24 protein-coding genes, 1 tRNA gene and 2 pseudogenes are annotated in these 26,353 nt (G+C 74.9%); 9 read left to right on the top strand and 18 right to left on the bottom strand.

The annotated features are described in order from the left end of the window. Positions 1-115 precede the first annotated feature (115 nt). From cobA to cobC, 3 genes are read right to left on the bottom strand one after another with little or no spacing between them, the layout of a single operon-like run. Positions 116-1,351 carry a uroporphyrinogen-III C-methyltransferase gene (gene cobA / locus H1D33_RS00360; protein ID WP_181569915.1) on the bottom strand — a complete coding sequence of 412 codons (1,236 nt, stop codon included), beginning with the start codon at positions 1,349-1,351 and terminating at the stop codon, positions 116-118. Next, positions 1,348-2,487, bottom strand: coding sequence for a nicotinate-nucleotide--dimethylbenzimidazole phosphoribosyltransferase (locus tag H1D33_RS00355; protein ID WP_181569916.1), 1,140 nt, complete (start codon positions 2,485-2,487; stop codon positions 1,348-1,350). The genes cobA and H1D33_RS00355 overlap by 4 nt, the downstream gene beginning before the upstream one ends. Continuing rightward, on the bottom strand, positions 2,487-3,563 hold the full coding sequence (gene cobC, locus H1D33_RS00350) for an Rv2231c family histidinol phosphate aminotransferase CobC (protein ID WP_181569917.1): 1,077 nt from the start codon (positions 3,561-3,563) through the stop codon (positions 2,487-2,489). The genes H1D33_RS00355 and cobC overlap by 1 nt, the downstream gene beginning before the upstream one ends. Positions 3,564-3,686: 123 nt before the next feature. Here cobC and H1D33_RS00345 point away from each other — a divergent pair, with 123 nt between their 5' ends. Continuing rightward, a complete protein-coding gene (locus H1D33_RS00345) occupies positions 3,687-5,828 on the top strand; it encodes a transglycosylase domain-containing protein (RefSeq protein WP_181569918.1) in 2,142 nt (713 codons plus the stop codon). A 66-nt stretch (positions 5,829-5,894) separates the two neighbouring features. On the opposite strand, the gene H1D33_RS00340 is transcribed toward H1D33_RS00345, so the two are convergent. Together H1D33_RS00340 and H1D33_RS00335 are read right to left on the bottom strand one after the other, a co-directional pair. After that, the gene (locus tag H1D33_RS00340) at positions 5,895-6,464 is read right to left on the bottom strand and encodes a GNAT family N-acetyltransferase (protein WP_181569919.1); all 570 of its coding nucleotides are present in this window, start codon (positions 6,462-6,464) and stop codon (positions 5,895-5,897) included. Beyond that, complete coding sequence (locus H1D33_RS00335; RefSeq protein ID WP_181569920.1) at positions 6,461-7,831, bottom strand: cobyrinic acid a,c-diamide synthase CobB; 1,371 nt, start codon at positions 7,829-7,831, stop codon at positions 6,461-6,463. Before H1D33_RS00335 ends, H1D33_RS00340 begins: the two co-directional genes overlap by 4 nt. Before the next feature lie 134 nt (positions 7,832-7,965). On the opposite strand from H1D33_RS00335, the gene H1D33_RS00330 reads away from it, so the two are divergent. Next, the gene (locus tag H1D33_RS00330; protein ID WP_181569921.1) at positions 7,966-8,796 is read left to right on the top strand and encodes an SURF1 family cytochrome oxidase biogenesis protein; all 831 of its coding nucleotides are present in this window, start codon (positions 7,966-7,968) and stop codon (positions 8,794-8,796) included. 13 nt (positions 8,797-8,809) lie between these two features. On the opposite strand, the gene H1D33_RS00325 is transcribed toward H1D33_RS00330, so the two are convergent. The 5 genes and pseudogenes from H1D33_RS00325 to H1D33_RS00305 all read right to left on the bottom strand — a co-directional run. Beyond that, on the bottom strand, positions 8,810-10,393 hold the full coding sequence (locus H1D33_RS00325) for an ATP-dependent DNA ligase (protein WP_181569922.1): 1,584 nt from the start codon (positions 10,391-10,393) through the stop codon (positions 8,810-8,812). A gap of 155 nt (positions 10,394-10,548) precedes the next feature. After that, positions 10,549-10,755, bottom strand: a complete 207-nt coding sequence (locus tag H1D33_RS00320; protein WP_091069481.1) for a hypothetical protein — start codon at positions 10,753-10,755, stop codon at positions 10,549-10,551. A gap of 163 nt (positions 10,756-10,918) precedes the next feature. Continuing rightward, a complete protein-coding gene (locus tag H1D33_RS00315; RefSeq protein WP_181572522.1) occupies positions 10,919-12,181 on the bottom strand; it encodes an ISL3 family transposase in 1,263 nt (420 codons plus the stop codon). Between the two features lie 211 nt (positions 12,182-12,392). Then, positions 12,393-13,739 carry a dipeptidase gene (locus H1D33_RS00310; protein WP_181572523.1) on the bottom strand — a complete coding sequence of 449 codons (1,347 nt, stop codon included), beginning with the start codon at positions 13,737-13,739 and terminating at the stop codon, positions 12,393-12,395. Next, a pseudogene (locus tag H1D33_RS00305) lies at positions 13,729-14,429 on the bottom strand (uridine kinase family protein); the annotation flags it as partial. The gene H1D33_RS00310 and the pseudogene H1D33_RS00305, both read right to left, overlap by 11 nt. A gap of 111 nt (positions 14,430-14,540) precedes the next feature. On the opposite strand from H1D33_RS00305, the gene H1D33_RS00300 reads away from it, so the two are divergent. Continuing rightward, positions 14,541-14,942, top strand: coding sequence for a rhodanese-like domain-containing protein (locus H1D33_RS00300; protein ID WP_181572524.1), 402 nt, complete (start codon positions 14,541-14,543; stop codon positions 14,940-14,942). 92 nt (positions 14,943-15,034) lie between these two features. Here H1D33_RS00300 and H1D33_RS00295 read toward each other — a convergent pair whose 3' ends face one another. From H1D33_RS00295 to ssb, 3 genes and pseudogenes are all read right to left on the bottom strand, one after another. Further along, entirely contained in the window at positions 15,035-16,573 is a 1,539-nt protein-coding gene (locus H1D33_RS00295; RefSeq protein ID WP_181569924.1) for a cobyric acid synthase, read from the bottom strand. Between the two features lie 160 nt (positions 16,574-16,733). Then, positions 16,734-17,732 (bottom strand): annotated as a pseudogene (locus tag H1D33_RS00290) (cobalamin biosynthesis protein); the annotation flags it as partial. A gap of 203 nt (positions 17,733-17,935) precedes the next feature. Continuing rightward, positions 17,936-18,838, bottom strand: coding sequence for a single-stranded DNA-binding protein (gene ssb, locus H1D33_RS00285; RefSeq protein ID WP_181569925.1), 903 nt, complete (start codon positions 18,836-18,838; stop codon positions 17,936-17,938). A gap of 286 nt (positions 18,839-19,124) precedes the next feature. Here ssb and H1D33_RS00280 point away from each other — a divergent pair, with 286 nt between their 5' ends. Continuing rightward, positions 19,125-19,529, top strand: a complete 405-nt coding sequence (locus tag H1D33_RS00280) for an HPF/RaiA family ribosome-associated protein (protein ID WP_181569926.1) — start codon at positions 19,125-19,127, stop codon at positions 19,527-19,529. A gap of 156 nt (positions 19,530-19,685) precedes the next feature. Then, a complete protein-coding gene (locus tag H1D33_RS00275; RefSeq protein WP_181569927.1) occupies positions 19,686-20,729 on the top strand; it encodes an alpha/beta hydrolase in 1,044 nt (347 codons plus the stop codon). 62 nt (positions 20,730-20,791) lie between these two features. Here H1D33_RS00275 and H1D33_RS00270 read toward each other — a convergent pair whose 3' ends face one another. After that, positions 20,792-21,541, bottom strand: a complete 750-nt coding sequence (locus H1D33_RS00270) for a hypothetical protein (protein WP_181569928.1) — start codon at positions 21,539-21,541, stop codon at positions 20,792-20,794. Positions 21,542-21,709: 168 nt separating this feature from the next. Between H1D33_RS00270 and H1D33_RS00265 the strand changes: the two genes are divergently transcribed. After that, positions 21,710-21,782 (top strand) — tRNA-Arg (locus H1D33_RS00265). Positions 21,783-21,788: 6 nt separating this feature from the next. Here H1D33_RS00265 and H1D33_RS00260 read toward each other — a convergent pair. Next, positions 21,789-22,040: a hypothetical protein gene (locus H1D33_RS00260; protein WP_246411770.1), complete on the bottom strand. Its 252-nt coding sequence runs from the start codon at positions 22,038-22,040 to the stop codon at positions 21,789-21,791. Positions 22,041-22,110: 70 nt separating this feature from the next. Here H1D33_RS00260 and H1D33_RS00255 point away from each other — a divergent pair, with 70 nt between their 5' ends. After that, on the top strand, positions 22,111-22,698 hold the full coding sequence (locus H1D33_RS00255) for a GNAT family N-acetyltransferase (RefSeq protein ID WP_181569929.1): 588 nt from the start codon (positions 22,111-22,113) through the stop codon (positions 22,696-22,698). Here the strand turns inward: H1D33_RS00255 and H1D33_RS00250 are convergent. After that, positions 22,665-23,249, bottom strand: coding sequence for a hypothetical protein (locus H1D33_RS00250; protein WP_181569930.1), 585 nt, complete (start codon positions 23,247-23,249; stop codon positions 22,665-22,667). The genes H1D33_RS00255 and H1D33_RS00250 overlap by 34 nt on opposite strands. Before the next feature lie 95 nt (positions 23,250-23,344). Between H1D33_RS00250 and H1D33_RS00245 the strand changes: the two genes are divergently transcribed. Next, complete coding sequence (locus H1D33_RS00245; RefSeq protein ID WP_181569931.1) at positions 23,345-24,256, top strand: phytanoyl-CoA dioxygenase family protein; 912 nt, start codon at positions 23,345-23,347, stop codon at positions 24,254-24,256. Positions 24,257-24,260: 4 nt separating this feature from the next. Here H1D33_RS00245 and H1D33_RS00240 read toward each other — a convergent pair whose 3' ends face one another. Then, on the bottom strand, positions 24,261-24,602 hold the full coding sequence (locus tag H1D33_RS00240) for a pyridoxamine 5'-phosphate oxidase family protein (protein ID WP_246411772.1): 342 nt from the start codon (positions 24,600-24,602) through the stop codon (positions 24,261-24,263). A 385-nt stretch (positions 24,603-24,987) separates the two neighbouring features. On the opposite strand from H1D33_RS00240, the gene H1D33_RS00235 reads away from it, so the two are divergent. Further along, a complete protein-coding gene (locus H1D33_RS00235; protein ID WP_181569932.1) occupies positions 24,988-25,839 on the top strand; it encodes an alpha/beta fold hydrolase in 852 nt (283 codons plus the stop codon). Here the strand turns inward: H1D33_RS00235 and H1D33_RS00230 are convergent. Then, entirely contained in the window at positions 25,805-26,245 is a 441-nt protein-coding gene (locus H1D33_RS00230; RefSeq protein WP_181569933.1) for an Rv0361 family membrane protein, read from the bottom strand. The genes H1D33_RS00235 and H1D33_RS00230 overlap by 35 nt on opposite strands. Positions 26,246-26,353: the final 108 nt, after the last annotated feature.

The raw sequence follows: 26,353 nt of genomic DNA, 5'->3' as shown, positions 1-26,353 counted from the left end.
CCCCACCCCACCCCCACCCCGTCGATCTTGCACTTTCTGCCTCGACAAAAGGGTCGGAGTGGGGCATAGTGCGGGCACAAAGTGCAAGATCGCCGAAGCTCCGGCGGGCGAGGGCTCAGGTCAGGGCGTCGACCACGTCGCCGATCACCACGATCGCGGGGGGACGCAGGGCGGCGGAATCCACGTCGGCGGCGACCGTGGCGAGCGTGGTGCGCAGGGTGCGCTGGGCCGCCGTGGTGCCCTCCTGGATCACCGCGGCCGGGGTGTGCGGGGGCTTGCCGTGCGCGATCAGCGTGGCGGCGATCGCGGCCAGGTTCTTCAGGCCCATCAGGACCACGAGCGTGCCGCGCAGCCCGGCCAGCGCGTCCCAGCGCACCAGCGAGGCCGGCGCGTCCGGCGCGACGTGCCCGGAGACCACGGTGAACTCGTGCGCCACCGACCGGTGCGTCACCGGCACCCCGGCCACCCCGGGCACCGCGATCGCGCTGGTCACCCCCGGCACCACGGTCACCGGCACCCCCGCCTCGGCGCAGGCAAGCAGCTCCTCCCCGCCCCGCCCGAAGACGTACGGGTCGCCGCCCTTGAGCCGCACCACGACCCTGCCCGCCCGGGCCCGGTCCACCAGGATCCGGTTGATCTCCTCCTGCGCGCGCGACGGCCCGTACGGGATCTTCGACGCGTCCACCAGCTCGACGTCCGGGCGAAGTTCGTCCAGGAGCAGCCCGGGCACGAGCCGGTCGGCCACCACCACCTCGGCCTCGGTGAGCAGCCGCCAGCCCTTCACGGTGATCAGCTCAGGATCACCGGGCCCCGCACCCACCAGCGCGACCCGCCCGCCGGGCGAGGTGTTAAGCGGGGCCCCCTCCACTGCCGAATCCGTTAAGCGGGGGCCCCGCCTTGCGCTCAGGAGGGTGCGGACGGCGTCGCGGACGGCCATCGCGCGGTGCGGGTCGCCACCGCCCAGCACCGCCACCGTCACCGGGCCGTGGCGGGTCACCGCGGGCGTCCACGCGCTGGCCGCCGCCCGGTCGTCGGCGCGGACGCAGAAGATCCGCCGTTCCAGCGCGGCGGCGCTGACCGCCGCGGCGGCCGCCCGGTCGTCCACGGCCACCTGGACCAGCCAGGCGCCGTCCAGGTCGTCGGCGGCGAACCGGCGCGGCTCCCACCGCAACCGCCCGGCGTCCACGTGCGCGCGCAGCGCCGGGGTCAGCTCCGGCGACACCAGCAGCACGTCCGCGCCGGCGTCGAGCAGCGCCGGCACCCGCCGGGTCGCCACCGCTCCCCCGCCCACCACGACCACGCGCCGGCCGGCCAGCCGCAACCCCAGCGGGTACGGGCTCGGCTCGCTCACTTCTCGGCCACCCCGGCCGAGTCGAACGTGGCCACCTCGTGCAGCACCCGGACCGCGCCGGTGACCACCGGCAGGGCCAGCAGCGCCCCGGTGCCCTCGCCGAGCCGCAGTCCCAGGTCGATCAGCGGGTCCAGCCCGAGGTGCCGCAGCGCCGCCGTGGCGCCCGGCTCGGCGCTGCGGTGCCCGGCGACCATGGCGTCCACCGCGTCCGGCGCGAACGCGGCGGCGGCCAGCGCGGCGCTGACCGCGATCACGCCGTCGAGCAGCACCGGCACCCGGCGCGCGGCGGCGCCGAGGATCAGCCCGGCCAGCGCGGCGTGCTCCAGCCCACCGACCGCCGCGAGCACGCCCAGCGGGTCCGCCGGGTCGGGCGCGTGCCGGGCCAGCGCGGCCCGCACCACCTCGACCTTGCGGGCGTACGTGCCGTCGTCCACGCCGGTGCCCCGGCCGGTCGCCTCCGCCGCGTCCACCCCGGTGAACGCGGCGACGAGTGCCGCCGCCGGGGTGGTGTTGCCGATGCCCATGTCACCGGTGAGCAGGATGCCGGCCCCGTCGGCGATCAGCTCGTCGGCGACCCGGATGCCGGTCTCCACCGCCGCCCGCGCCTCGTCCCTCGTGAGCGCGGCGGTGACCGTCATGTCCCGGGTGCCGGCGCGTACGTTCGCCATCACCAGGCGCGGGCCGTCCGGGTCGGCGGGCGTCGCGACCACGTCGGCGGAGAGCACGGGCGGGCCGACCGGGTCGGCGGCGCGGGCCGCCGGGTCGGCCGGGGTGACCGACAGCGGGGTGGCGACGCCGACGTCGACCACGGTGACCGAGGCGCCGGCCTGGCGGGCGAACGTGTTGACCACCGCGCCGCCGGCCAGGAAGTTGCCGATCATCTGGGCGGTGACCTCCTGCGGCCACGGGGTGACGCCCTGGGCGTGCACGCCGTGGTCGCCCGCGAAGATCGCCACCGCGGCCCGGTCGGGCAGCGGCGGCGGGCAGGTCCCGGCCAGCCCGGCCAGGCGTACCGAGAGCGGCTCCAGGGCGCCGAGCGAGCCGGCCGGCTTGGTGAGCCGGCCCTGCAACTCGCGGGCCGCCGCCATGGCGGCCTCGTCCAGCGGCCGGATCGCCGCGACGGTGGGCTCCAGCATCATTCCTCCAGGATCCGTGCCAGCGTCTCGACGAACGCGTCGGTGGTGGCCCGGTCGCGGACCGCGATCCGGAGCCAGTCCGGGCCGAGCCCGGGGAACGTGTCGCCCCTGCGTACCGCCCAGCCCTGCTCGCGCAGCCGCTGTCGCAGCTCGGCCGCGCCGGGCCGGTGGAGCAGGACGAAGGCGCTGGCCGGCCGGCCCGCCACGCGTACCCCCGGCAGGCCGGACAGGCGGGTGACCAGGTGGTCGCGGTCGGCGGCGAGGTCGGCGGCGATGGCGCGCTCGGCCGCGACCGCCTCCGGCGCGGCGCAGGCGGTGGCGGCGGCGAGCGCCGGGGTGGAGACGGCCCAGAGCGGCTGGGCGGCGGCGAGGCGGGCGAGCAGCCCGGCGTCGCCGAGCAGGTAGCCGATCCGCAGGCCGGCCAGCCCCCAGGTCTTGGTGAGGCTGCGGACCACCAGGAGGCCGGGCAGGTCGCGGCGGCCGGCGAGGGATTCGGGCTCGCCGTCGACGCCGGGGGCGATCGTGGTGTCGGCGAACGCCTCGTCGACCACCAGCACCCGGCCGGGGCGGGCCAGCGCGGCGACGGTGTCCGCCGGGTGCAGCACCGAGGTCGGGTTGGTGGGGTTGCCGATCATCACCAGGTCGGCGTCGGCGGGGATCCGGGCCGGGTCGAGCCGGAAGCCGTCGGCGGGGTCGAGCAGCACCCGGTCCACCCGGTGCCCGGCCGCGCGCAGGGCGGCCTCCGGCTCGGTGAACTGGGGGTGCACCACCACCGGGTGGCGGGCGTCGCGCAGCGCGCGGGCGATCAGCACGAAGCCCTCGGCGGCGCCGGCGGTGAGGAGTACCTCGTCCGGGGGTCGCCCGTGCCGGTGACCGACGGCGGCGCGGGCGGGCGCCGGATCCGGGTACGCGGCCAGGTCGCCCAGCGCGGCGGTGATCGGATCGGCCAGCCAGTCGGGCATCGCGGCGCGGCGCACGTTGACCGCCAGGTCGACCAGGCCGGGCGTGGCCTCGGCGTCGCCGTGGTGCCCGAGGTCGGGTTCGGCGGTCACGGCGGCGGTCGGTGCGGCGGGCATGACCGCGATCCTGCCGGGAAGCCGCCGTCCGGGACAGCGCATCCCGGCGTGGGGCGCGTCACGACCCCCGCCCGTTTATGAATTCTTCTCATTTCCGAATCGGAAATGTCATAGCTTGACCCCGTGAGCAATCGACCCCTCGCCTCCGCCGGTCGCGCCGTGCCCCTTCTCCGCGCCGGGCTGATCGCCGGCATCGTCGTCGCCGCCGCGCTCTATCCGATGGTCGCCGTCACCGGTCTCGGCGCGAAGGCCACCGCGCACGCCGTGGAGCAGAAGACGAACATCCTCAAGACCGCGCTGCCGGCCGAGACCTCGTACGTCTACGCGCCCGACGGCAGGACCGTGCTGACCATGTTCTACGAGGAGTACCGGCAGTACACCAAGATCGAGAACATGTCGCCGAACATCCAGCAGGCGATCGTCGCCGCCGAGGACAACCGCTTCTACCAGCACCACGGCGTCGACCCGAAGGGCGTGGCCCGGGCGTTCGTCTCCAACGCCCGCTCCGGCGGCGTCTCCCAGGGCGCCTCCACGCTCACCATGCAGTACGTGCGGATGGCGCTGCGGGACAGCGCCAGCACGCCCAAGGAGGTCCAGGAGGCCACCCAGCAGACCAGCCTGCGCAAGGTCAAGGAAATGCGGATGGCGCTCGACATCGAGAAGCACCTGACCAAGGAGCAGATCCTCGAGCGCTACCTCAACTCGGCCTACTTCGGCCACCGGGCGTACGGGATCTACGCCGCGTCGCAGATCTTCTTCTCCAAGACCCCGGCCACGCTCACCCCGGTCGAGGCGGCCACGCTCGCCGGCCTGGTGAAGTCGCCCTCCGAGTACGACCCGATCACCTCCGACCAGAAGGACGCCACCGGCCGGCGCAACTACGTGCTCGACAACATGGCCCGCCTCGGCTTCCTGTCGCCGGACGCCGCCGCCACGGCCAAGGGACAGCCGATCAAGCTCAAGCTCACCGACCCGCCGAACGACTGCGCCGCGATCGACGGCGCGCACCGGAGCTGGGGCTTCTACTGCGACTACCTGAAGAACTGGTGGAGCGCGCAGCCCGCGTTCGGCGAGAACCGGCTGGAACGGATGGACAAGCTCCGCCGCGGCGGCTACCGGATCGTGCTCGCGCTCGACCCGAAGACCCAGGCGGCGGCCGAGAAGAACGTCGGCGCGAAGGACAACACCGGCAGCCCGTTCGCCAACGGCATCGTGGTCGCCGAGCCCGGCACCGGGCGGATCAAGGCGATGGCGGTGAACCGGAACTACTCGCTGGACCTGGCCGAGAACCCGAACAGCTCCAACCCGGAGGCCGGGCCCAAGGTGAAGGCGAACTACCCGAACACGGTGGCGCCGCTGCTCGGCGGCGGGACGCTCCCCGGCTACCAGGCCGGATCGACGTTCAAGATGTTCCCGATGCTCGCCGCGCTCAACGCCGGGATGCCGCTGTCCACCGCGTACGACTCGCCGTACACCTACAAGTCGGCGGTCTACGACGGGTGGGCGCCGTCGAACGCCAGCGGCGCGATGACCGGCCGGCAGACCATGTGGTCCGGCTTCGGCAAGTCGGTGAACACCTACTTCGTGCAACTCGAGGAGAAGATCGGCGCGGACACCGGGGTGCGCCTGGCCGAGCAGTTGGGGCTGCGCTGGCGCACCGACGTGGACAAGGACCAGGCGTCGCCGGGCAAGGCGAAGAAGTGGGGCGCGTTCACGCTCGGCGTCTCCGACGCCACCCCGCTGGAGATGGCGAACGCGTACGCGACCGTCGCCGCCGACGGACGCTACTGCGAGGCGATCCCGGTCAACGCGATCATGAACCGGGACGGCACGCCGGCCACCTGGTCCACCCCGGGCGGGGTGCAGCGGGAGGTGGCCAAGCCGCGCTGCCGCCAGGTGGTCAACGCGGACGCCGCCCGGGCCGCCACCGACGCCGCGCGCTGCCCGACCGGCGACACCCCGGCCAAGGGCACCTGCGGCGGCTGGTCGACGGCCGACAGCGTGCGCAGGACGGTCGGCCGGCCGGTCGCCGGCAAGACCGGCACCACGGACAGCACCCGGTCGGCGTGGTTCGTCGGCTACACGCCGGAACTCGCCGCGGCCAGCTTCATCGCCGACCCGGACAACCCGTTCAACGCGGTGGGTGACGGGCAGTCGCAGATCCCGGTCAACGCGGTGGCGCAGACGCTGCGCGACGCGCTGAAGGGTCAGCCCACCCGCCAGTTCACCGCACCGTCGGACCAGATCGTCGGCGCCGGGCCATGATCCGCCCGGGGGTGCGCCCGGGCCAGTCGATCAGGGAGTTCGCGTCCGCGAACTCCCTGATCGACGTCAGCGCAGGTCGGCCGCCACGAACGACCACAGCTCCAGGTCGACCCGGGCGCCCCGGACGAAACCGGCGTTGCGCAACAGGCCCTCGTAGCTGAAGCCGGCCTTCTCGGCGACCCGGCGGGAGGCGACGTTGCCCGGCGCCACCCGCAGCTCCACCCGCTGGAAACCGTGCTCCAGGATCAGCGCGATGGCCACCGCGTCCACCGCCTCCGCGGCCAGGCCGTAACCGCGGGCCTGCGGCGCGAGCGCGTACGACACCTCGGTGAGGCGGGCGCCCCAGTCGGTGCGCCGGGTCCACAGGCAGCCGACCACCCGCTGGTCCTCCCGCCGCACCACCGCCCAGTGGTCACCGTCGCCGCTGTCCCGCCGCTGCCGGGCCAGCTCGGTGCACCAGGCCCGCCCGTCGATCTGCCCGGCCGCCTCGGCCAACGGCAACCAGCGCTGCGTCTGCCGGTCGGCGAACACCTCGTCCACCGCGTCCGCGTCCGCCGCGACGAGCCGCCGCACCTCCGTACGCGGGGTGGAGACGGTCAGCGCCGGGAACCGGCGGACCGCCACCTGACCGATCACGCGGACGCCGTCGCGGGCGTCCGGGCGGCGGCCACCAGCCGGTCGGCGACACCGGACAGCGCGGCCCAGTGCGGCACGAGCTGCGAGGCGTGCACGCCGTGGTGGACGAAGCCCTCCGGCGTGCCGCCGCCCCACTGCCAGGCCGGCCGGTCGCCGGCGCGCGGGGTGAGCACCGCCGCGTGCTGCTTGTGCCCGGTCACCGTGACGCCGGCCGGGACCACCACGCTGTCGGTGACCGAGGTGGCCTCCCGGTAGCCCACCACCAGGCCGTCGCGGACCGTCCCGACCGCGTCGAGCACCCCGCACATCGGCAGGCCGTCCAGCTCGCGGGCCAGCCAGAGCAGGCCGGCGCCCTCGGCCACCACCGGGCGGCCGGTGCGGGCCAGCTCGGCCACCGCGATGCAGAGCCGGCGGTTGGCGGAGAGCTGATCCGCGTACGTCTCCGGGAGCCCGCCGCCGACGACCAGCGCGCGGACCCCGGCGGGCAGCGTCTCGTCGCGCAGCGGATCGAGCGTGACCACCTCGGCGCCGGCGGCACGCAGCAGCTCGGCGGTCTCCGGATGGCTGTAGCTGCCGGCCGGACCGCCGGCGAGCGCGACCACCGGTCGCTGGCCGGACCCGGGCGGCCCGTCCGCCGGCTCGGCCGACCACGGCTCGACGGTCAGCGCGGGCGCGGACCGGGCCAGCGTCAGCAGCCGGTCCAGGTCGACGGTGGCGGCCACCGCCTCACCGAGCCGGCGCACGCCCCGCTCGGCCTCGGCGTCGCCGCGCACCACCGGCGCGGCGCCGTGCCGGCGGGCGGGCAGCACCGGCGGCAGCTCGTGCCGGCGCAGCGCGCCGTAGACCGGCACCCCGACGTCGTCCAGCGCCTCACGCAACAGCGTCTCGTGCCGGGGCGAGGCCACCCGGTTGAGGATCACGCCGGCCAGCCAGAGCTGCTCGTCGTACGCCCGGAAGCCGTGCACCAGCGCGGCCACCGACTGGCCCATCGCGGCCACGTCCACCACCAGCACGACCGGGCTGCGCAGCGCGGTGGCGACGGCGGCGGTGGACTCGCTCTCCGGCCGGCCGGCGGCCGAGTCGTAGAGCCCCATGGTGCCCTGCACCAGCGCGAAGCCGGCCCCGGCCGCGCCGTGCGCGAAGAGCGGGGCGATCCGCTCCGGGCCGACCAGGCGTGGATCCAGCGTGCGCCCCGGCCGACCGGCGGCCAACCCGAGGTACGCGGCGTCCACCTGGTCCGGCCCGACCTTGAACCCGGCCACCGGCAGCTCCCGGTCGGCCAGGGCCGCGAGCAGGCCGAGGGAGAGGGCACCGGTGCCGTGCCCCGAGGAGGGCGCGCTCAGCACGACGCGGGGCACGTCGGTCATCATCGACTCCTGGATCCGGGGGATTTCCGCCCGCGTGACCATACCCGTCCGGCTCGGCGCGCGGCGTCCGCCCGGGCGCCGGGATTCCGCCGCAGCCACGAGTGGCCCGGCTCATACGGGTAGCCTTTGCCAACGTGTACCGGTTCCTGCTGACCCCGCGCTGGCTCGGCTACCTCGCGCTGACCCTGGTGGCCGCTGCGGTGATGGTGTTCCTGGGCAACTGGCAGCTCGACCGCTACCACGGCCGGACGGCGATCAACGAACGGATCGACGCCGGCGCGACGATGACCCCCGCGCCGCTGCGGGACGCCCTGCCCGCGCCGACCGGCCCCGCCGTCAGCGTCGGCCCGGCCCCGGCCGAGCGGCTCACCTGGAGCCGGGTCACCGCCACCGGCCGCTACGACAGCGCGAACGACGTCCTGATCCGCGGCCGGACCGTGGACAGCACGGTCGGCTTCGAGGTGCTCACCCCGCTGGTGCTGGCCGACGGCAGCGCGGTGCTCGTCGACCGCGGCTGGATCCCGCCGGTCCCGGGCGGCGGCGCGACCGTCCAGCCGTCGGTGCCGGCGGCGCCGACCGGCGAGGTGACCGTCACCGGCCGGGTGGTCGGCAGCGAGAGCGGCGGCGGCGCGGTCGCCCGCCGCGACGGCAAGCTGGAGGCCCGGCGGATCGACATCTCCCGCCTGGCGAAGCAGCTCCCCTATCCGGTGACCGGCGGCTACGTGCTGCTGGACGGGCAGACGCCGGCCGCCGACCCGGTCTTCCGGGCGGTGCCGATCGGGCACACCAACAACTGGCAGAACTTCGGCTACGTGTGGCAGTGGTGGATCTTCGCGGTGATGAGCCTGGTCGGTTACGGCTGGGTGGCGCGCCGGGAGGCCCGCCGACGCGCCGGCCTGGACGGCCCGCGCGTGCCGGTGGACCGGGCCGCCGAGCCGGCCGCCACCGGCCCCGCCGCCCCCTGAGCCCGGGCCGGGCTCAGCCGGTGACCCGGCCGGCGTGGATCGCCCGGACCGCGTCGATCGTGTCCGCCTCGGCGGCGGTCTTGTCGTCGCGGTAGCGCACCACCCGGGCGAAGCGCAACGCCATCCCGCCCGGGTAGCGGCTGCTCGTCTGCACCCCGTCGAAGGCGATCTCGACCACCTGCTCGGGGCGGACCCGCACCACCCAGTCGCCCTTCTCCACGGCCAGCGACAGGAAGCGCTCGGTCTGCCAGCGCAGCGTCTCGTCGGTGAGCCCCTTGAACGTCTTGCCGAGCATGACGAACTCGCCGCTGCCCGGGTCGCGGGCGCCCAGGTGCAGGTTGGACAACCAGCCCTGACGCCGGCCGCTGCCCCACTCGACCGCGAGCACCACCAGGTCGAGCGTGTGCCGGGGCTTGACCTTGACCCAGGCCGCGCCGCGCCGCCCGGCGTCGTAGGGCGCGGCCGGGTCCTTGACCACCACCCCCTCCTGGCCGGCGTCGACCGCCGCGGCGAACGCCGCGCCGGCCTGCACCGGGTCGTCCACCTCCACCCGGCCGACCAGCAGCGCCGGGTCGACCGCGCGGGCGAGCGTCGCCCACCGCTCCCGCCCGGGCAGATCGATCAGGTCGGTGCCGTCGAGGTGCAGCAGGTCGAAGAAGTACGGCGTGAGCACCGGCTCGCCGGCCCGCTCGGCGGCGGCCAGCACGGCGGGCGCGACCGGGGTGCGGCCGGTGGTGCTGGCCGTGGTGCGCCGCGCCGCGTGGCTCGACGTCTGCTGGAACGGCAACGGCCGGCCGGTCGCGTCCAGCCCGATCGCCTCGCCGTCGAGCACCAGCTCACGGGCGGGCAACGCGCGGACGGCGGCCACCACCTCGGGCAGCCGGCCGGTGATCTCGTCGAGGCTGCGGGTGAAGACCGCGACGTCCGCCCCGGAGCGGTGCACCTGGATGCGGATGCCGTCGAGCTTGACGTCGACCACGGCCGGGACGCCGGTGGCGGTCAGCGCCTCGTCGACCGTCGGCGCGCTCTGCGCGAGCATCGGCGCGAGCGGACGGCCCACCTGGAGCCCGAAGCCGGCCAGCGCGGCGGCACCGCCGGTGAGCGCCGCGACGGCCACCGCCCGCAGGTCCCCGGCGAGCAGCAGGGCCCGCCGGACGGCCGTCACCGGCACGTCGGCGGCCCGGGCCACCGCCTCGGCCAGCAGGCCGGACTGGGCGCCCTGGCGCAGCTCGCCGCGGAACAGGCCGACCAGCAGGCGCTGCTCGTCGGCGGTGGCCGCGGCGAACAGCCGACCGACCAGCTCCCGCCGCCGGGCCTGGGAGCCGGCGCCGCCGACCCGGGAGATCTCCTCGATCCGCGCGTCGACGGCGGCCACGGTCAGGGTCGGCTCGGCCGCCGGTGGCGGCAGGTCACGCAGGCCCGCCCAGCCGACGCCGGTCTGCCGCTGCCGCAGCTCACCGGCGAGGTAACCGGCGCCGGCCGGGATCTCGCCGGGGTCGAGCGCGCGCAGCGCGGCGGCCAGCAACTCCACCTTGGCCCGCCGGCCGCCGGTGGCCCCCACCGCGGCCGAGGTGGCCGCCAGCTCCGCGAAACGCACGTCCACATCCTGCCAGCCGGCGGTGACATCGAGGCGGTTCCGGCGGCCCGGCGCACCGTTTCGGGTGCGCCGGATCGCCGGACGCCCGGACGCGCGAGGCCCGTCGTGCCGGTCGCCGGGCCTCGCGCGCCGGGCCGCTTGCGGCGCCCCGAAGATCAGGCCGAGACCGGCTCCTCGACCCGCAGGCCGCGCCCGCGCACCCCCTCGGCGACCCGGGTGAGCAGCGCGTCGAGCGTGACCAGCGTGGCCGAGAGCTCACCGAGCTGTTCCTTGAGCGTGGCCTCGGGCCACGCGGAGACGTCGACGTCCCCCAGAGCACGGACAGCGGCCTGGAGCCGCGCCATCTCGTCGTTCGTACGCATGTTCGAAAGGCTATAACACCTGACTGGTCGACACGCCACAAACCGCGACATCCATCTCGAAGTTACGGTTTCGACACGCGGCGTGTCGGGACCGGACAGAGACGCCGACCGGGAGCGACATACCGCAGAGGCATAATTATGGGTCTTGTGATGGATGTGTGGGTCACCGGTTGGGGAGTTGGGGTTGGTGGCCGCCGAGGTTGAGCATGGCCAGGGCGATGAGGGCGTCGGGTGAGTGGAAGCCGAAGGCCATCCGGGTGATCAGGCGGATCTTGGCGTTGACGGACTCGATGCGGCCGTTGGACAGGCCGTGGGTGATGGAGGCGATGATCGCGTCGCGGTGACGCGTGACGCGGCGTTGTAGGTCGACGAAGATGTCGATGCGGCTGCGGCGGGCCCATTCGACCCAACGGTCGAGGGCTTCGACCGCGGCTGGTGGGCTGGTTTTGGCCAGGGTGAACACGTAGCGCAGGCCTTCTTTGAGGGCCCAGGCTCGGTGCAGGCGGGGGTGGGTCTTGGCGATCCAGGCGAGGGTGGCCCGCTGGGCGTCGGTGAGGTTGTTCGGGTTCTTCCATAGCGCCCAGCGGGTGTTCTTCACCAGCCGCGCTTCGCCGACGGCCACCCCGCGGCGGCCTGCTCCCCGACCGGTCGCGGCGTTCCATACCTGTCGGCGGACCCGGTCGACGGCGTCGCTGGCCCACGCCACGACGTGAAACGGGTCGGCGCAGCGCACCGCGTTCGGGCAACGACGCCGCACCACGGTCGTGATCCAGTCCGCGCCGTCGGCCGACACGTGAGTGATCGCGGCGGCCCGCTCGGGACCGAGCAGGTCGAAGAACGCGTGCAGCGTGGCCGCGCTCTTGCCCGCAGCGGCCCACACCAGTCGACCGGTGTCGTGGTCGACCACCACGCTCAGATACCGGTGGCCCTTCTTATAGCTGACCTCGTCGATACCAATGCGACGCAACCCGTCGAGGCGATCCACCGCGTCGCCGGTGTCAGCCCACACCCGCGCCACGATCGCCCCCACCGTGCGCCAACTGATCCGCATCAACCGCGACACCACCGACTTCGCCGCGTGCACCGCCAACCACGCCACCACCTGATCGAACGCCCGGGTATGCCCCGCCCCATGACGCGCCCACGGCACCGCCGCGACGATCACCCCATGCACCCGACACGACACCCGCGGCGCATCGGCCTCGATCACCGCCCGCACCGTCCCCAGATCCAACGCCCGCCACCGCCGCCGAACACCCGCGTCATACCCCGCACACCGACGACGACAATGCGGACACCGATGCCGAGCACCCCGCCGCACCCGCACCCGAGCCACCACCACCGACTCGACCGCATCGAACTCGACACCCTCGAGCACCGCCTGCTCGACCCCGAACAACCGAGCCCATACCCTTACCGAACGCACGCCGTTGCCCCGCCCACTAGTTCTGACCTTCGACAAGCCAGAACCTAGGCAGGACAACGGCGTGCCCCATCAACGACGCGCCCAACCACCCACAAACACGTCACAAGACCCATAATTATGACCGTCGGGTACATCGCTCTCCACCTCGTCGCCTCACCGCCAGCGTCACCCACCGTGACGACGGCGCGCGTCGCCCGACGTCCGCCCCCGGTCAGGAGCGGCCCGCCTCGGCCACCTTCGCCAGCAGCAGCGCCTCGGCCAGGCAGACCCGGGCGAACTCGCCCAGGTGCAGGCTCTCGTTCGGCCCGTGCGCCCGGGCGTGCGGGTCCTCCACGCCGGTCACCAGGATCGCCGCGGCCGGGAACATCTCCTGGAACGTGGCGATGAACGGGATCGAACCGCCCACCCCGATGTCGACCGGGTCGGTGCCGTCCCAGGCGCCCCGGAACGCCGCCCGCGCCGCGTCGAACATCGGCCCGCTCGCGTCGATCACGCAGGGCGCGCCGTCGTGCTCGAACGTCACCGTCACCTGCGCGCCCCACGGCGCGTTCCGCTCCAGGTGCGCGGTCAGCGCCGCGTACGCCTTCTTCGGGTCGTCGCCCGGCGCCAGCCGTACGCTCAGCTTCGCCTTCGCGGCCGGGACCAGCGCGTTCGGCGCCTCCCCGGTGGTCGGCGCGTCGACGCCCAGGATCGCCAGCGCCGGCTTCGTCCAGAGCCGGTCGGTGATCCGGCCGGTGCCGAACAGCCGCGCGCCGTCGACCAGGCCGGCCTCCGCGCGGAACCGGTCCTCCGGGTAGTCGACGCTCGCGCCCTCCCGGGTGGCCAACCCGTCCACCGCGACGTCACCGGCGTCGTCGTGCAGCGTGCCGAGCAGCTTCACCAGCGCGGTGAGCGCGTCCGGCACGGCGCCGCCGAACATGCCGCTGTGCACCGCGTGGTCGAGCGTGCGGACCTCCACGAAGCAGTTCACGATGCCGCGCAGCGAGGTGGTCAGCGCCGGCACGCCGACGTCCCAGTTGGTGGAGTCGGCGATCACGATGACGTCCGACGCCAGGTCGTCGCGGTGCTCGGCGAGCAGCCGCTCCAGCGAGTCCGAGCCGTACTCCTCCTCGCCCTCGACGAAGAGCACCACGCCGACCGGGAGCCGGTCGCCGAACGCGCGCAGCGCGGCGACGTGCGCCATGATGCCGGCCTTGTCGTCGGCCGCGCCCCGGCCGTAGAGGCGACCGTCGCGCTCCACCGGCTCGAACGGGTCCGACTCCCAGAGCGCGAGGTCGCCGACCGGCTGCACGTCGTGGTGGGCGTAGAGCAGCACGGTGGGCGCGCCGTCCGGGGCCGCCTTCGTCCCGATCACCGCCGGCTGGCCGCCGGAGCGGACGATCCGGGTGTCCAGGCCGCAGCCGCGCAGCAGCTCCGCCACCGCCTCGGCGGAACGCTCCACGTGCGAGTGGTCGAAGCCCTCGAAGGCGATGCCCGGGATGCGGACGAGTCGTTCCAGGTCGGCACGGACACCGGGCAGTTCCCGCTCGACGGCGGCCCGCACCTCGGACTCGGACATGATCGGAGTGGTCATGACCGGAATCGTATGCCGGCCTTACCCGGCCGCGACGTCCGAGCCCGGACCCCGCCCGAGCCGCACGAAGTAGCGGTCCGGATCGTGCGGCAGGTCCGGGGCGCCGTCCACGACCAGGTCCACCGCCGCCGGGGTGCGGTCGGCGGCGAAGTGCGCCCGCTCCCCGGCGTGCCAGCGGCGCAACTCAGGCAGGACCTGCGCGCCGTCGCGGGCCAGCGCCCGGGACAGCCGCAGCTCGGCCGGCGCGGTGACCAGCACCGAGAGCGTCAGCTCGGGGCGTACGGCGGCGCGCGCGGCGCTCACCCCCTCGACGATCAGCACCGGCGCCACCGGCACCGGCACCACCCGGTCCAGGAAACGCCGGCGGACCCAGCTGTACCGGCGGTAGCCGCCCGGCCGGCCGGCCCGCACCGGCCCGAGCACCCACTCCTCCAGCCGTGCCCAGAACGTGAGCTGGTCGTCCCAGCCGTCGAGCAGGTCGTCGGTGCGGACCAGCGGCGGCCGGTCGCCGCCCGTGGTCGCCGCGAACGCGTCCGCGAGGCGCGTCGCGAACACGCTCTTGCCCGCGCCGCTCGGCCCGTCGACCGCCACCAGCCGGGTACGCCCCAACCGCGCCGGCCCGGCCAGCACCCGCCGGACCAGTCCGGCGTACGCCTCGACCACCGCAACGTTCACCCGACCGACGCTAACGTTCCCCCGTCCGCTGGATCCTGCGACCTGGCCGGGCCGTTTCGCCAGGCGGTGTGGGGATGCCACGGGCATGATCTGGGGGTGCTCCATGACGTGATGTGTCCGGGCGTCGACGCCCTCCTGGAACAGGCCCGCGCCGGTCTCCGCCGGCTCACCCCGCACGAGACCGTCGAAGCGGTCCGTAACGGCGCCCTGCTGATCGACACGCGCACCGAGTCGCAGCGTCGCGAGGAGGGTGAGCTGCCCGGCGCGATCGTCATCGACCGCACCGTGCTGGAGTGGCGGCTCGACCCGGCCAGCGAGTGGCGCATCCCGGAGGCGATCGGCTACGACCGCGAGATCGTGGTGGCGTGCCGGCAGGGCTACAGCTCCAGCCTGGCCGCCGCCAGTCTCCAGACGCTCGGCCTGCGCCAGGCCACCGACATGATCGGTGGCGTGCAGGGCTGGCGGGAGGCCGGGCTGCCGATGTCCGACCGGCCCGCCGACGTGCGCCACTGACCCGTCCCGCCCGGGTGCCGCCGGACCGCCCCGGGTGCTGCCGTCCAGCCAGCCGCGCCACCGGACCGATCCGGTCACGCCGTGCCCGGCGGTCAGCCGGGCGCGCCGGGCGGCACGAACGGCAGGCCCGGCGGCGCGCCGTCCTCGATCAACCGCCACAGCGCGGCGGTGTCCAGGTGCTCCTCCACCAGGTCGCCGAGCAGGTCCAGCGTCCGTTCCCGGGCCGCCGCGAACGACGTGTCCGGCGCGACCTTGAAGCCGGTCCGGCCGGCCGCCTCGGCGACCTCGGTGAGGAACCGGCGGCGGAACGCGTCGGACTCGAACGCCCCGTGCCAGTGGGTGCCGTGAACCGCACCGAGCCGGGCGCCCTCGCCGGCGCCGTCGGCGTGGCGCAGCAGCGGCGGCAGCCCCGGGTCGGCGGCGGAGACCCGACCATGGTGGATCTCGTACCCGTGCACCGGCACGTCCCCGGCGGCGAAGCCCTCGGCCCGGCGGACCGTCTTGCGCGGGTCGAAGGTGATCTCGACGGGCAGCAGCCCGAGGCCGGGCACGCTGCCCCGCCGGCTCTCCACCCGATCGTGGATGACCCGGCCGAGCATCTGGAACCCGCCGCAGATGCCGAGCAGCGGACGACCGGCGGCGGCGTGCGCCCGCACCGCGTCGGCCAGCCCGGTCTCCCGCAGCCAGGCCAGGTCGGCGACGGTCGACTTGGAGCCGGGCAGCACCACCAGGTCGGCGGCGGCCAGCTCGGCCGGCTCGACGGTCAGCCGCACCCGCACCCCCGGCTCGGTGGCGAGCGCCTCCACGTCGGTGGCGTTGCTGATCCGGGGCAGCCGGACCACGGCCACGTCCAGCCAGTCGGTGCCGCGTGGCGATGCCGGCCGGCCGAGCACCCGCCCGTACGCGAGCGAGTCCTCCGCGTCCAGCCACAGGTCCAGAGCCCACGGCAGCACGCCGTAGGTGGGCCGGCCGGTGACCTGGCGCAGCATGTCCAGGCCGGGCCGGAGCAGCCCCAGGTCGCCGCGGAACTTGTTGATCACGAAGCCGGCGACCAGCGCCTGGTCGGCCGCGTCCAGCAGCGCCACGGTGCCGAACATCGACGCGAACACGCCGCCCCGGTCGATGTCGCCGACCACGATCGTGGGCAGGGCGGCCTGCCGGGCCAGGCCCATGTTGACGTAGTCACCGGCCCGCAGGTTGATCTCCGCCGGGCTGCCCGCGCCCTCGCAGACCACCACGTCGTACTCGGTCCGCAGCTCGGCGAGCGCCGCGTACGCGGTCGCGGCCAGCCGGGGCCGCAGCGTGTGGAAGTTGCCGGCGGTGACCGTGTCGACCGCCTCGCCGAGCAGCACGACCTGGCTGGCGTGATCGCTGCCCGGCTTGAGCAGCACCGGGTTGAACCGCAGGTCCGGCGCGAGCCCGGCGGCGGCGGCCTGCATGGCCTGGGCCCGGCCCAGCTCCCCGCCCCGGCCGTCCGGGCCGACCACCACGGCCGAGTTGTTGCTCATGTTCTGCGCCTTGAACGGGGCCACCCGGACCCCCTGGCGACGCAGCCACCGGCAGATGCCGGCGGTGAGCACGCTCTTGCCGGCGTCGGAGGTGGTGCCGGCGACCAGCAGCCCGCCGCTCACCGTCCGCTCCCCGCCCGCCGCGCCCCACGAGCACGCCACGCCCGCCACGCCCCACGAGCACGCCACGCCCGCCACGCCCCGCGAGCAGGCCGCGCCCCACGAGCACGCCGCTTCCCGCGGTGCCGCCCGGCCCGCGCCCGGAGGCGTCGACTGCCGCGCGGCGTGCGGTGCCGGTGAGCGCGCGCAGCGCGGCGCGGCCGGTGGCGCCGGCCAGGCGGCCCACGGTCACCGGGTAGAGCGCGGCCAGCCCGAGCGCGGCCAGGCCCACCGTGCCGGAGACCCGCGCCGCCCGCTTGAGGTGCCGCGCCTCCGGCCGGGGGCCGTCGCCGAGGAACGGCCGCGTCTCGGACCGGCCGAAGTACACGTTGCGCCCGCCCAGCCGGACGCCGAGCGCACCCGCCATCGCCGCCTCGCACTGCCCCGCGTTCGGGCTCGGATGGTCGGCCCGGTCGCGCCGCCAGACGTGCCAGGCGGTGGCGCGGTCCCCGTGCGCCACCGGCGCGACGGCCACGGTGAGCAGCCCGGTCAACCGGGACGGCACCAGGTTGAGCAGGTCGTCCAGCCGCGCGGCCGGGGTGCCGAAGCGCGCGTACCGGGGTGAGCGGTGCCCGACCATCGCGTCGAGCGTGTTCGCCGCCCGGTAGCCGAGCAGGCCCGGCAGCCCCGCGACCGCCCCCCACACCAGCGGCGCGACCACCGCGTCGGAGGTGTTCTCGGCGACCGACTCGACGGTGGCGCGAGCCAGCTCCGGCTCGTCGAGGGCGGACGGGTCCCGCCCGCACAGGTGCCCGAGGCGGGCCCGGGCGGCGGGCAGGTCGGCGCGCCGCAGCGCCCGTCCCATCACCCGCGACTCGTGCCGCAGCGTGCGCCCGCCCAGCACCGTCCAGGTGCCGGCGGCCACCAGCGCGACCCGGGCCGCCGGGTGACGCCGGGTGGCGAGCGCGGCGGCGGCACCCAGCAGCACCGGTGCGCCGACCGCCAGCGCGGTGAACGCCGTGCCGGCCGCCCGCCGGGGGCGGTAGAGCCGCCGCTCCAGGGCACCCGCCGCGCGGCCGAAGCCGGCCACCGGATGCCACCTGCGCGGGTCGCCGAGCAGCGCGTCGAGCGCGTAACCCGCCACCAGCCCGGTCGCGTTCGCCATGGCGGTCGCCTGCCGCACCCGTCACCACCTCCGGCCGGCCAGCCTAGCCGTACCCGCTGGTTCGACGCGGGCCGTCAGGTGCCGCCGCCGGCCCGGGCGCCGCGGCGGTCGCGCCGACGCCGCCGCCCCGGCCCGCCGGCGGGGGTAGGCCGGACCCGCGCCGACGCGGGGTGGCGACGACGGTGTCGCCACCCCGCGCCCCCGTGGCGCGTCGCGGACGCTCAGGCGGACACCGGGGTACGCCGCCGGCTGCGGCGGCCCGAGGTGGTCCCGCCGCCGGTCGACCTCACGTCGCCCGGCCCCGCACCGGCCGGCCCGTCGCCGGCCGGCAGCTCGACCTCGGCCAGCTCGTCGTCCTCGGTCGGGGCCCGCCCGTCGGTCCCCTCGGCGGCCAGCTCGTCGTCCTCCCCCGCCTCCGACTCGGCGAACCCGACGCCAGTCCCGGCGGCCGGGCCGCCCGGCCGATGGTCGTCGCCGCCGGTCGAGCCACCCGACCGCGCGCCGTCGCCGCCCGCCGGGCCACCGGACCGCGCGCCGTCGCCGGGGCCGGGCCGGGCGTCGAACGGGTCGAGGTCGAGCACCCGGTCGAGCGTGCCGGTGAGGCCGACCCTCGCCGCCCCGAACTCCGGCAGGAAGTCGTCGTCGAACGGCCGGTCGTCGATCGTGGTCGGGGCCTGCTCGTCGGGCACCGGCTCGGTCGCCTCGCCGTGCACCCGCTGCTCCGCCTCGGCGTCCTCGACCGAGCTGGTGGCCGCGCGCGGCTGGTTGCGCAGGAAGCGGGACCGACCCCGGGACAGGTCGTGCCCGACCGCGACCGCCTCCAGCTCGTAGAGCGTGCGGTGGTTGCCGGCCTCGTCGGTCCAGTCGCGGGTGTAGAGGCGGCCGGCGACGATCACCGGGTCGCCCAGGGTCACCGAGGCGGCCACCCCCTCGGCGAGGCGTCGCCAGCAGTTCACCCGCACCCGCAGGCTGTTGCCGTCGACCCAGCGGCCGCTGTCCCGGTCGAGCCGGCGCGCGGTCGAGGCGACCTTGAAGTTGGCCACGAGCGTGCCGCTCTGCGTGGTCCGGCGCCACTCCGGCGCGGTCAGCACGTTGCCGACGATCGTGACGTAGGTGTCGAACATCGCCCCTCCCAGGGATCGGTTGTCCGGGTGAGCGTGGACCGGACCACGCCGCCCATGCATCCCGCCGCCCCACGCCCTGTGGACAACCACCGGCTTGTGGACAACCCCCTGATCAAGGTCCGTGTCTGCTAGGCCGATGGGCCCTACGGTACGGAGCTGCGGCGACACATGATCGGAACGTGACCGGCGGGAGGGCGTTCCGGAAACACGCCGGTTGGGTAAGTACTTGATCAACCGAGAGAAAGGGAGCGCCGATGCTTCTCCGAGACGTCCGCGAGGCAGGGCGATGAGCGCCGTGGCGAACCCCGCGACCGTGGGCGAGTGCCTGCGGGTCGGTGCCGGGTTCTCCCAGGGCGACCGCAACTGGATCGCCGAGCAGTTCGCGACGCTTGACGCCCGGCTCGCCGGCTTCCACGCCGACGCCACCGAACTGGAGGTGTCGGTCAAGGACCGCGAGGCCCGGGGCCAGAAGGTGACCCTGGAGTGCTGGGTCGCCGGCCGGCAGAAGATCGTCACCACCTCGACCGAAGAGGACCTGCACGCCGCGCTTAACGACGTCCGGGACGACCTGCGCCGCAAGCTCAACGACGCGAAGACCCGGCAGGAGCCGCGCAGCAACAAGCACCTGCGCGAACAGCCCGCCCCCGTCGATCTTGACGACGCGCCGCGCCAGGACGCCGAGACCGCCTGAGTTCCCGCAGGCCCCCGCCCGCACGGTGCCGGCGGGCGGGGGCGCCGCGCCCGGCTCAGGTGTTAAGCGGGGGCCCCTCCGCTACCGAATGCGTTAACCGGGGGCCCCGCCTTACACCCCTACCGCCGAGTAGCTCCGCGGCGTACCGTCGCGGTCGTGGAACCGGACGTGCTGGGAGCGCCCTACGAGCGGCGCACGATCGAACTGGGCACCGACGACGAGGGACCGGTCGTCGCGACCCTGGTCCGCCGCCGCGCCGACCGCCCGACCGGCCGGGCCGTGCTCTACGTGCACGGCTTCGTCGACTACTTCTTCCAGACCCATGTGGCCGACTTCTTCGCCGAGCGCGGCTGGGACTTCTACGCCCTCGACCTGCGCAAGTACGGCCGTAGCCTGCTCCCGCACCAGACCCCGAACTTCTGCCGCGACCTGAGCGACTACTTCCCCGAGCTGGACGCCGCCGCGGAGATCATCCGGGCCGACGAGGGCCACCAGACGCTGCTCGCCATGGGCCACTCGACCGGCGGCCTGATCATCTCGCTCTGGGCGGACGCCCGCCGCGACGCCGGCCTGGTCGACGGCATCGTGCTGAACAGTCCCTTCTTCGACATCAACGCCCCCTGGGTGGTCCGTCGACCCCTCGCGGCCGCCGTCTCCCGCCTGGGCCGCCGGGCGCCGCAGCGCGTCCTGCCGTTCGGGCTCGGCACCGTGTACGGCGAGAGCCTGCACGCCGACCACCGTGGCGAGTGGCGCTACGACCTGGCGTGGAAGCCGCTCGCCGGCTTCCCGGTCCGGGCCGGCTGGCTGAACGCGATCCGCACCGGCCAGCGCCGGCTGCGCGCCGGGCTGACCATCGAGGTGCCGGTGCTGCTGGCCTGTTCCACCCGCAGTTTCCGGGGCGCGAAGTGGCACGAGAGCGCCACCGGGGCCGACGCGGTGCTCGACGTGGAGCACATGGTGCGCTGGGCGCCCCGGCTCGGCCGGCACGTCACCCTGGCCCGCTTCGACGGCGGCCTGCACGACCTCACGCTGTCCAGTCCCGGCGTACGCGAGAAGGTCTTCGCGGAGGTCGGGCGGTGGGCGGAGGGCTTCCTCCGCGCCGGCCCCACCGAGCCGGAGCCCGGGTCCACGCCGCCCACCCCCCGCCCTCCGGCGGACGAACCGGCCGACGCACGGGCCGCCGCCGGCGCCGAGGGCTGAGCCGCCGCCCGCCATCCACCCGTCGATGGCGGTGAGAAGGTGCCCCTTCTCTACCGGAGGCGTTAAGAAGGGGCCCCTCCTTCCAGTGCCTCGGCGAGCGCCGCCCGGATCCGGTCGAACGTGGCGACCGGGTGCCCGCCGTCGCGGGCCGGCAGCAGCAGGCCCAGGCAGCGCAGCACCGGCTCGTCCGCCGCACCGGACTCCACCGTGAAGACCGGCGCGCCCACGTACCCGACGGGCAGCTCGACGGTGACCCGAACCCCGTCGACGTCGTCCCGGGCGACCCGCTCGACCACCGCCTCCAGCGGGCGCGACCCGTCGTCGCCGACGCCCAGCGCCAGCACGAACGCCGAGCCGGGCGCCGCGCCGACCCGGGCGACCGCGTCGGCCGGCGCGGCCACCGCCTCGGTGACCTGCTGGGTACGCCAGCGCCAGCCCCGGTCGTCGGCGTGCCCGTGCAGCCCGCCGGTGGGCATGGCGGCCACCCCCAGCTCCGGCAGGCGCAGCCAGTGGTCGGCGAAACCGGGCAGCTCGATCGGCTCCTCCGCCCCCTCGGCCGGCTCGGTGACGCTGGGCCGGAGCAGAATCTCCCCGTACGGCCGGTCGGTGAGCGCGTCGGCGGTGAGCAGCCACTCGTGCGCGACCTCCCCGTCGTCGGTGGCGCCGACCAGCTCGCTGTAGAAGAAGGCGGTGCCCACCGTGCCGGCCGGCGCGCCGGGCCGCTCCGACCCGGCGACGGGCAGGATCGACCGCCCGAGGTGCTGGCACAGCTCGAAGACGATCTCGTTCTCGGTTTCCTGGTCGAGCAGCATCCGCCGAGGGTACGGACCGGGATGCGCCCGCCGGCCGGGGACCCGCCGGAACACAGGTGCGGGTTGCGACGTCGGCGTGGGACGCTGGCGGCGACGTGGGCGCGCCTACCCGTACCCCCGGCCGGGCCGGAGCCGGCGGTACCCTCTTGGCGCGACGACCGTCGACGCGCGCCCGTAGCTCAGCGGATAGAGCAGGGGACTTCTAATCCCAAGGCCGCAGGTTCGAATCCTGCCGGGCGCACTCCCCCTACCCGGAGACGCTTCCGCCTCGCCCGCGCCGCTTCGGGTCTGCGGCGGACGGCAGCGGCACCACGCGCTCCTCGTGCACCTTGATCTCGGCGCGGAATCGATGAGCGCCCGGATGCCAGATCTCCTCGAACGGGCCCATCACGTTGTCGCCGACCCCTCGGCGGCGAACCCGGGCCGCCAGCCAGGCGAGAAGCCCCAGGACGCCCGCCAGGCAGCCGACGACCAGCACGACCGCCAGCAACTCGCCCACCACCCCACGCTAGCCCAGCACCGGATATCTGGTTGACCGGCGACCCGCGACGGGCGGGATCATCGGGACCATGTCGCTGCCCACCCCCACCCTGCGCACCGATCGCCTCCGACTGCGTCCCTTCGGCGACGCGGACGCGGGCGACCTCTTCGCCCTGCACAGCAGCGCCCGCGTCCTGCGCTACTGGGACTCGCCGCCGTGGCACGACCCGGCGCGCGCCGAGCGGTTCGTCGCCGCGTGCCGGCGGATGGCCGAGGAGGGCACCGGGGCGCGACCGGCCGTGGACCGGCTCTCCGACGGGGCGTTCCTCGGCTGGTGCGGCCTGGTCCGGTGGAACCCGGAGTACCGCAGCGCGTCGCTGGGCTACTGCTTCGACGACGCGGCCTGGGGCCAGGGGTACGCGACGGAGGCCGCGCGCGCCCTGCTGGGTTGGGCGTTCGACACGCTGGACCTGAATCGCGTCCAGGCGGAGACCGACACCCGCAACGTGGCGTCCGCCCGGGTGCTGGCGAAGCTCGGGTTCGTGCGGGAGGGCACGCTGCGGGAGGACTGCGTGGTGGCCGGCGAGGTCTCCGACTCGTGGGTCTTCGGGCTGCTCCGGCGGGACTGGCGACCGGCGGGCGATCAGGAGTCGGCCGGGACGCCCGCCTCCAGTTGACCGATCATCGGGCCGAGCAGGTCGTTGAGTTCCCGGGTCAGCACCACGACCGCGCGCCGCGCCGTGGCGGCCACCGCGTCGTCCGGCCCGTCGGGTGCCGGCGGCAGGTCGCCGAGCGGGACGGGCGCGTCGACCTGGAGCAGGGCCCGCAGGTGCGGGCTGCGCGTCAGGTCACGCTCGGTCGGCGTCGTGTACTGCCCGAACAACTGGGGCCAGTCCCGCCAGCCCCGGTCGCGCTGCCACTGCCGGGTCCAGGTGAGTTCGGCCGGCCACCGGGAGATCACCGTGACGGCACCGGTCAGGCTGCCGTCCCACGGGCTCGGCGCGCAGGTCGCGGACACGATCCGCCGGTGCCAGCGTACGTAGCCGGGTGACAGCTCGGTGGCGATCCGCCACGCGGTCGCGGCGAACGCCACCGGCGCGATGTCGCCCCACGTGTCGGCGAATTCATCGGTACGCCTGAGCACCTCGGCCTCGTAGCGGCCACGTCCGCCGGTGCCGTGCTCACGGTCGAAGTGCTCGTCGAGCCAGAACGCGCGCGGTTCCACCATGGTCTCCCCCGTCCGTCCGCACCCTCGTACCGGTCTACCACGACCCGGTGCGCAATTCAGATGCACGCGCATGGATCGGTCGGAATACTGCCCGGATGAACGACGACGCCGCCCGGGACGCGTGGGAGACCGACGGTTTCGTCGTCCTGCCCGGCTACCTCCCGACCGTGGACCTGACGCCGGCGCTCGGCGAGTTGGGGAGCATGTTCCCGTCGCCGGAGGGCTTCCACGACGGGACGGATCCGCGTCGGGACCGCTACCTCGGCGACGAGTTCGCCGGCATCCAGGGTTTTCCGTTCGACAGCGTCGAGCTGAGCCTGCTCGCGACGGGCGACCGCCTGGTGGGTCTGGCGCGTGCGTTGCTCCGTACCGACGATCTCCGGGTCTCCTCGGCCGAGGCCTGGGCGAAGTTCACCGGGGCGGCCGACTACGACCAGGAGCTGCACCGCGACTACCTGAACCACACGCTGCTGGTGCCGACGGACGCCCCCGAGCACCGGCAGGTGGAGATGTTCGTCTACCTGGTCGACGTGCCCGAGGGCCTCGGCCCGCCGCACCTGCTGTCCACCCGGCACACCCGGGACCTGCCGGCGAAGCCGAACTGGTATCCCCGTACCGACGTGGGCGAGCGGTTCGGCGACTTCGTCGCGCCGACCGGCAGCCCGCGGCTCTACGAGGCGGAGGTGTCCGGCGCCGGTCCGGCGGGCACGGTGGTCGCGTTCCAGCCCGGCACGTTCCATCGGGGCACCGGCATGACCACGCCGCGCGGCGCGCGCTACACCATGCACCTGTGCTTCCGGCCGGCGGCGGTGGCGTGGGGCGACCGGCACGCCTGGGCCGAGCGGAGCCATGAGCCCGCCTGGTACCGCTTCGTGAGCCGGGCCGCCCCGGCGCAGCTCGAACTGTTCGGCTTCCCGCCGCCGGGCCATCCCTACTGGACCGCCGGGACCGTCGCCGGCGTGGCCCAGCGTTACCCGCACCTGGACATGACGCCCTGGAAGGTCTGAGGCGTCAGCGTGCCGTGCCGGCGAGCAGCCACCGCCGGACCGGGATCTCCAGCAGCACCCGTCCACTGTCCGGCGTGACCGGCTGCCGGATGTCCCACCCGTCGTACTTGTCGGCGAAGGCCCGGACGACGGCGGGCGGGAAGTCGCCGTGGTGCAGCCGGGCGGCGCCCTCCGCGACGACCGGGTGGTCGCCGTCCTCCAGCGCCAGGGAGACGCGCGGGTCCGCCGCCACGTTGCGGGCCTTGACGCTGCCGGCCTCGCAGCAGACCCACCAGACGCCGTCGACGTGGACGAACCAGACCGGCGTCACGTGCGGGGAGCCGTCGGGCGCAGCGTGCACAGCCACACGTTCCGCTCCCGGCTGAGCCGGGCGTCGACGTCGGGCGGAAGTGGGGCAGCCATCCGCAGAGTGCACCACATCCCGGAGAGCTGTGCGATCTGCTAGGCGTCCTCGTGCGACCACGACAGACAGCGATCCGGGACGGGAAGGTGCATCTGCACGTCGTGCTCGGCCGGGAAGGTGACGTCGCCCTCTCCGGCCACCTGCACTGGGCGCGGGTGGAGTCCTTCTTCGTCCACGCGTACGCCGTGGCCCTCGAACCGGAATGACCACACGTCGACGTCACCGCGAGGCTGCTCCCGCCGCCCCTCGCGCCGAGTCGTACTTGATATCAGCTCGAAAGGCAGGCACGGCGGCCGGGAGTGTCACCGGCCGCCGCTAGTCTGCGCCCATGGTGACCGAGACGGACCTGCGCCTGCCCGACGGCCGCACCCTGCACGTCTACGACACCGGCGGGGCCGACCGGCTGCCCGTCTTCTGGCACCACGGCACGCCGAACGTCGGTGCCCCGCCCGCGCCGCTGTTCGCCGCCGCCGACCGCCTCGGGCTGCGCTGGGTGTCGCACGACCGTCCCGGCTACGGCGGCTCCACGCCCGCTCCGGGTCGCGACGTCGCCTCGGTGGCGTCGGACGTGGCTGCGGTGGCCGACGCGCTGGGCCTCGACCGGTTCGCGGTGATGGGCCACTCCGGTGGCGGCCCACACGCCCTGGCCTGCGGCGCGCTGCTGCCCGAACGGGTGGTCGCGGTGGTGGTGGGCGCCGGTCTGGCGCCCTACGGCGCGGCCGGACTGGACTGGTTCGCCGGCATGGTGCCGTCCGGGGTGGCGTCGCTGCGGGCCGCCGCGGCGGGTCGGGCGGCCAAGGAGGCGCACGAGACCTCCGGCGTGGAATACGACCCCGAGTTCACCGACGCCGACCTGGCCGCGCTGCACGCCGAGTGGTCCTGGTTCGACAGTGTGGTCGGGCCCGGCACCGAGCACGGTCCCGGCCCGCTGATCGACGACGACCTGGCCTACGTGCGGCCGTGGGGCTTCGACCCGGCCGACGTCACGCCGCCGGTCCTGCTGCTGCACGGCGAGCGTGACGGCATGGCGCCGGTGGCGCACGCCGAGTGGCTGGCCGCCCGGTGCCCGTCGGCCGAGTTGCGCCGGTTCTCCGGCGACGGGCACATCTCCGTGCTTCGGCACGCCGAGGCGGCCCTGGAGTGGCTCAGTCGCAGATCCGCCAGTCCCCGTCTTCCTTGACGAGCGGGAGGACCTGGGTGATGGCGACTCCGTCGCGCGGCGTGAAGCGGACGTTCGCCGACCCGTGCACCCGCCCGTTGGTGTTCGCCACGTTCACCCCGACGATCTCGTAGCCGGTCAGCTCCGGCTGGGCCGACTGCTGCCGGGCGAAGTCCGCCTCGTCGAGCCGGTCGCGCACCTGGGCGCAGAACTGCCCGTACGCGGTCGGGTAGTCGCGGGCGACCACCGCGGCGGCGAAGGTGTCGACGGTGGCGCGGGCCGGGCCGGTGGCTTCCCGGGCCACGCGGTAGAGCACGAAGCCACCGATCGCGCCGCCCGAACAGCAGAGGGCGAGCACCACACCCAGCACGACGAACAGCGTCCGCCTGGACTTCTTCGGCGGCACCATGGCCGGCTCGTACACCATGAGCGCAGGGTAGGAGCCTCGGACAAACCGTCGACGCGCCGCGCACCGAGCGTGACCGGTACCGACAAAGCATGTTATTCTCCGGCGTCAATCTATGCCGTGCGGACC

The organism is Micromonospora ferruginea (genome assembly GCF_013694245.2).
Classification (GTDB): Bacteria; Actinomycetota; Actinomycetes; order Mycobacteriales; family Micromonosporaceae; genus Micromonospora; species Micromonospora robiginosa.
The sequence above is the reverse complement of the archived record's forward strand: the minus strand, read 5'-3'. Positions and strand labels throughout refer to the sequence as shown.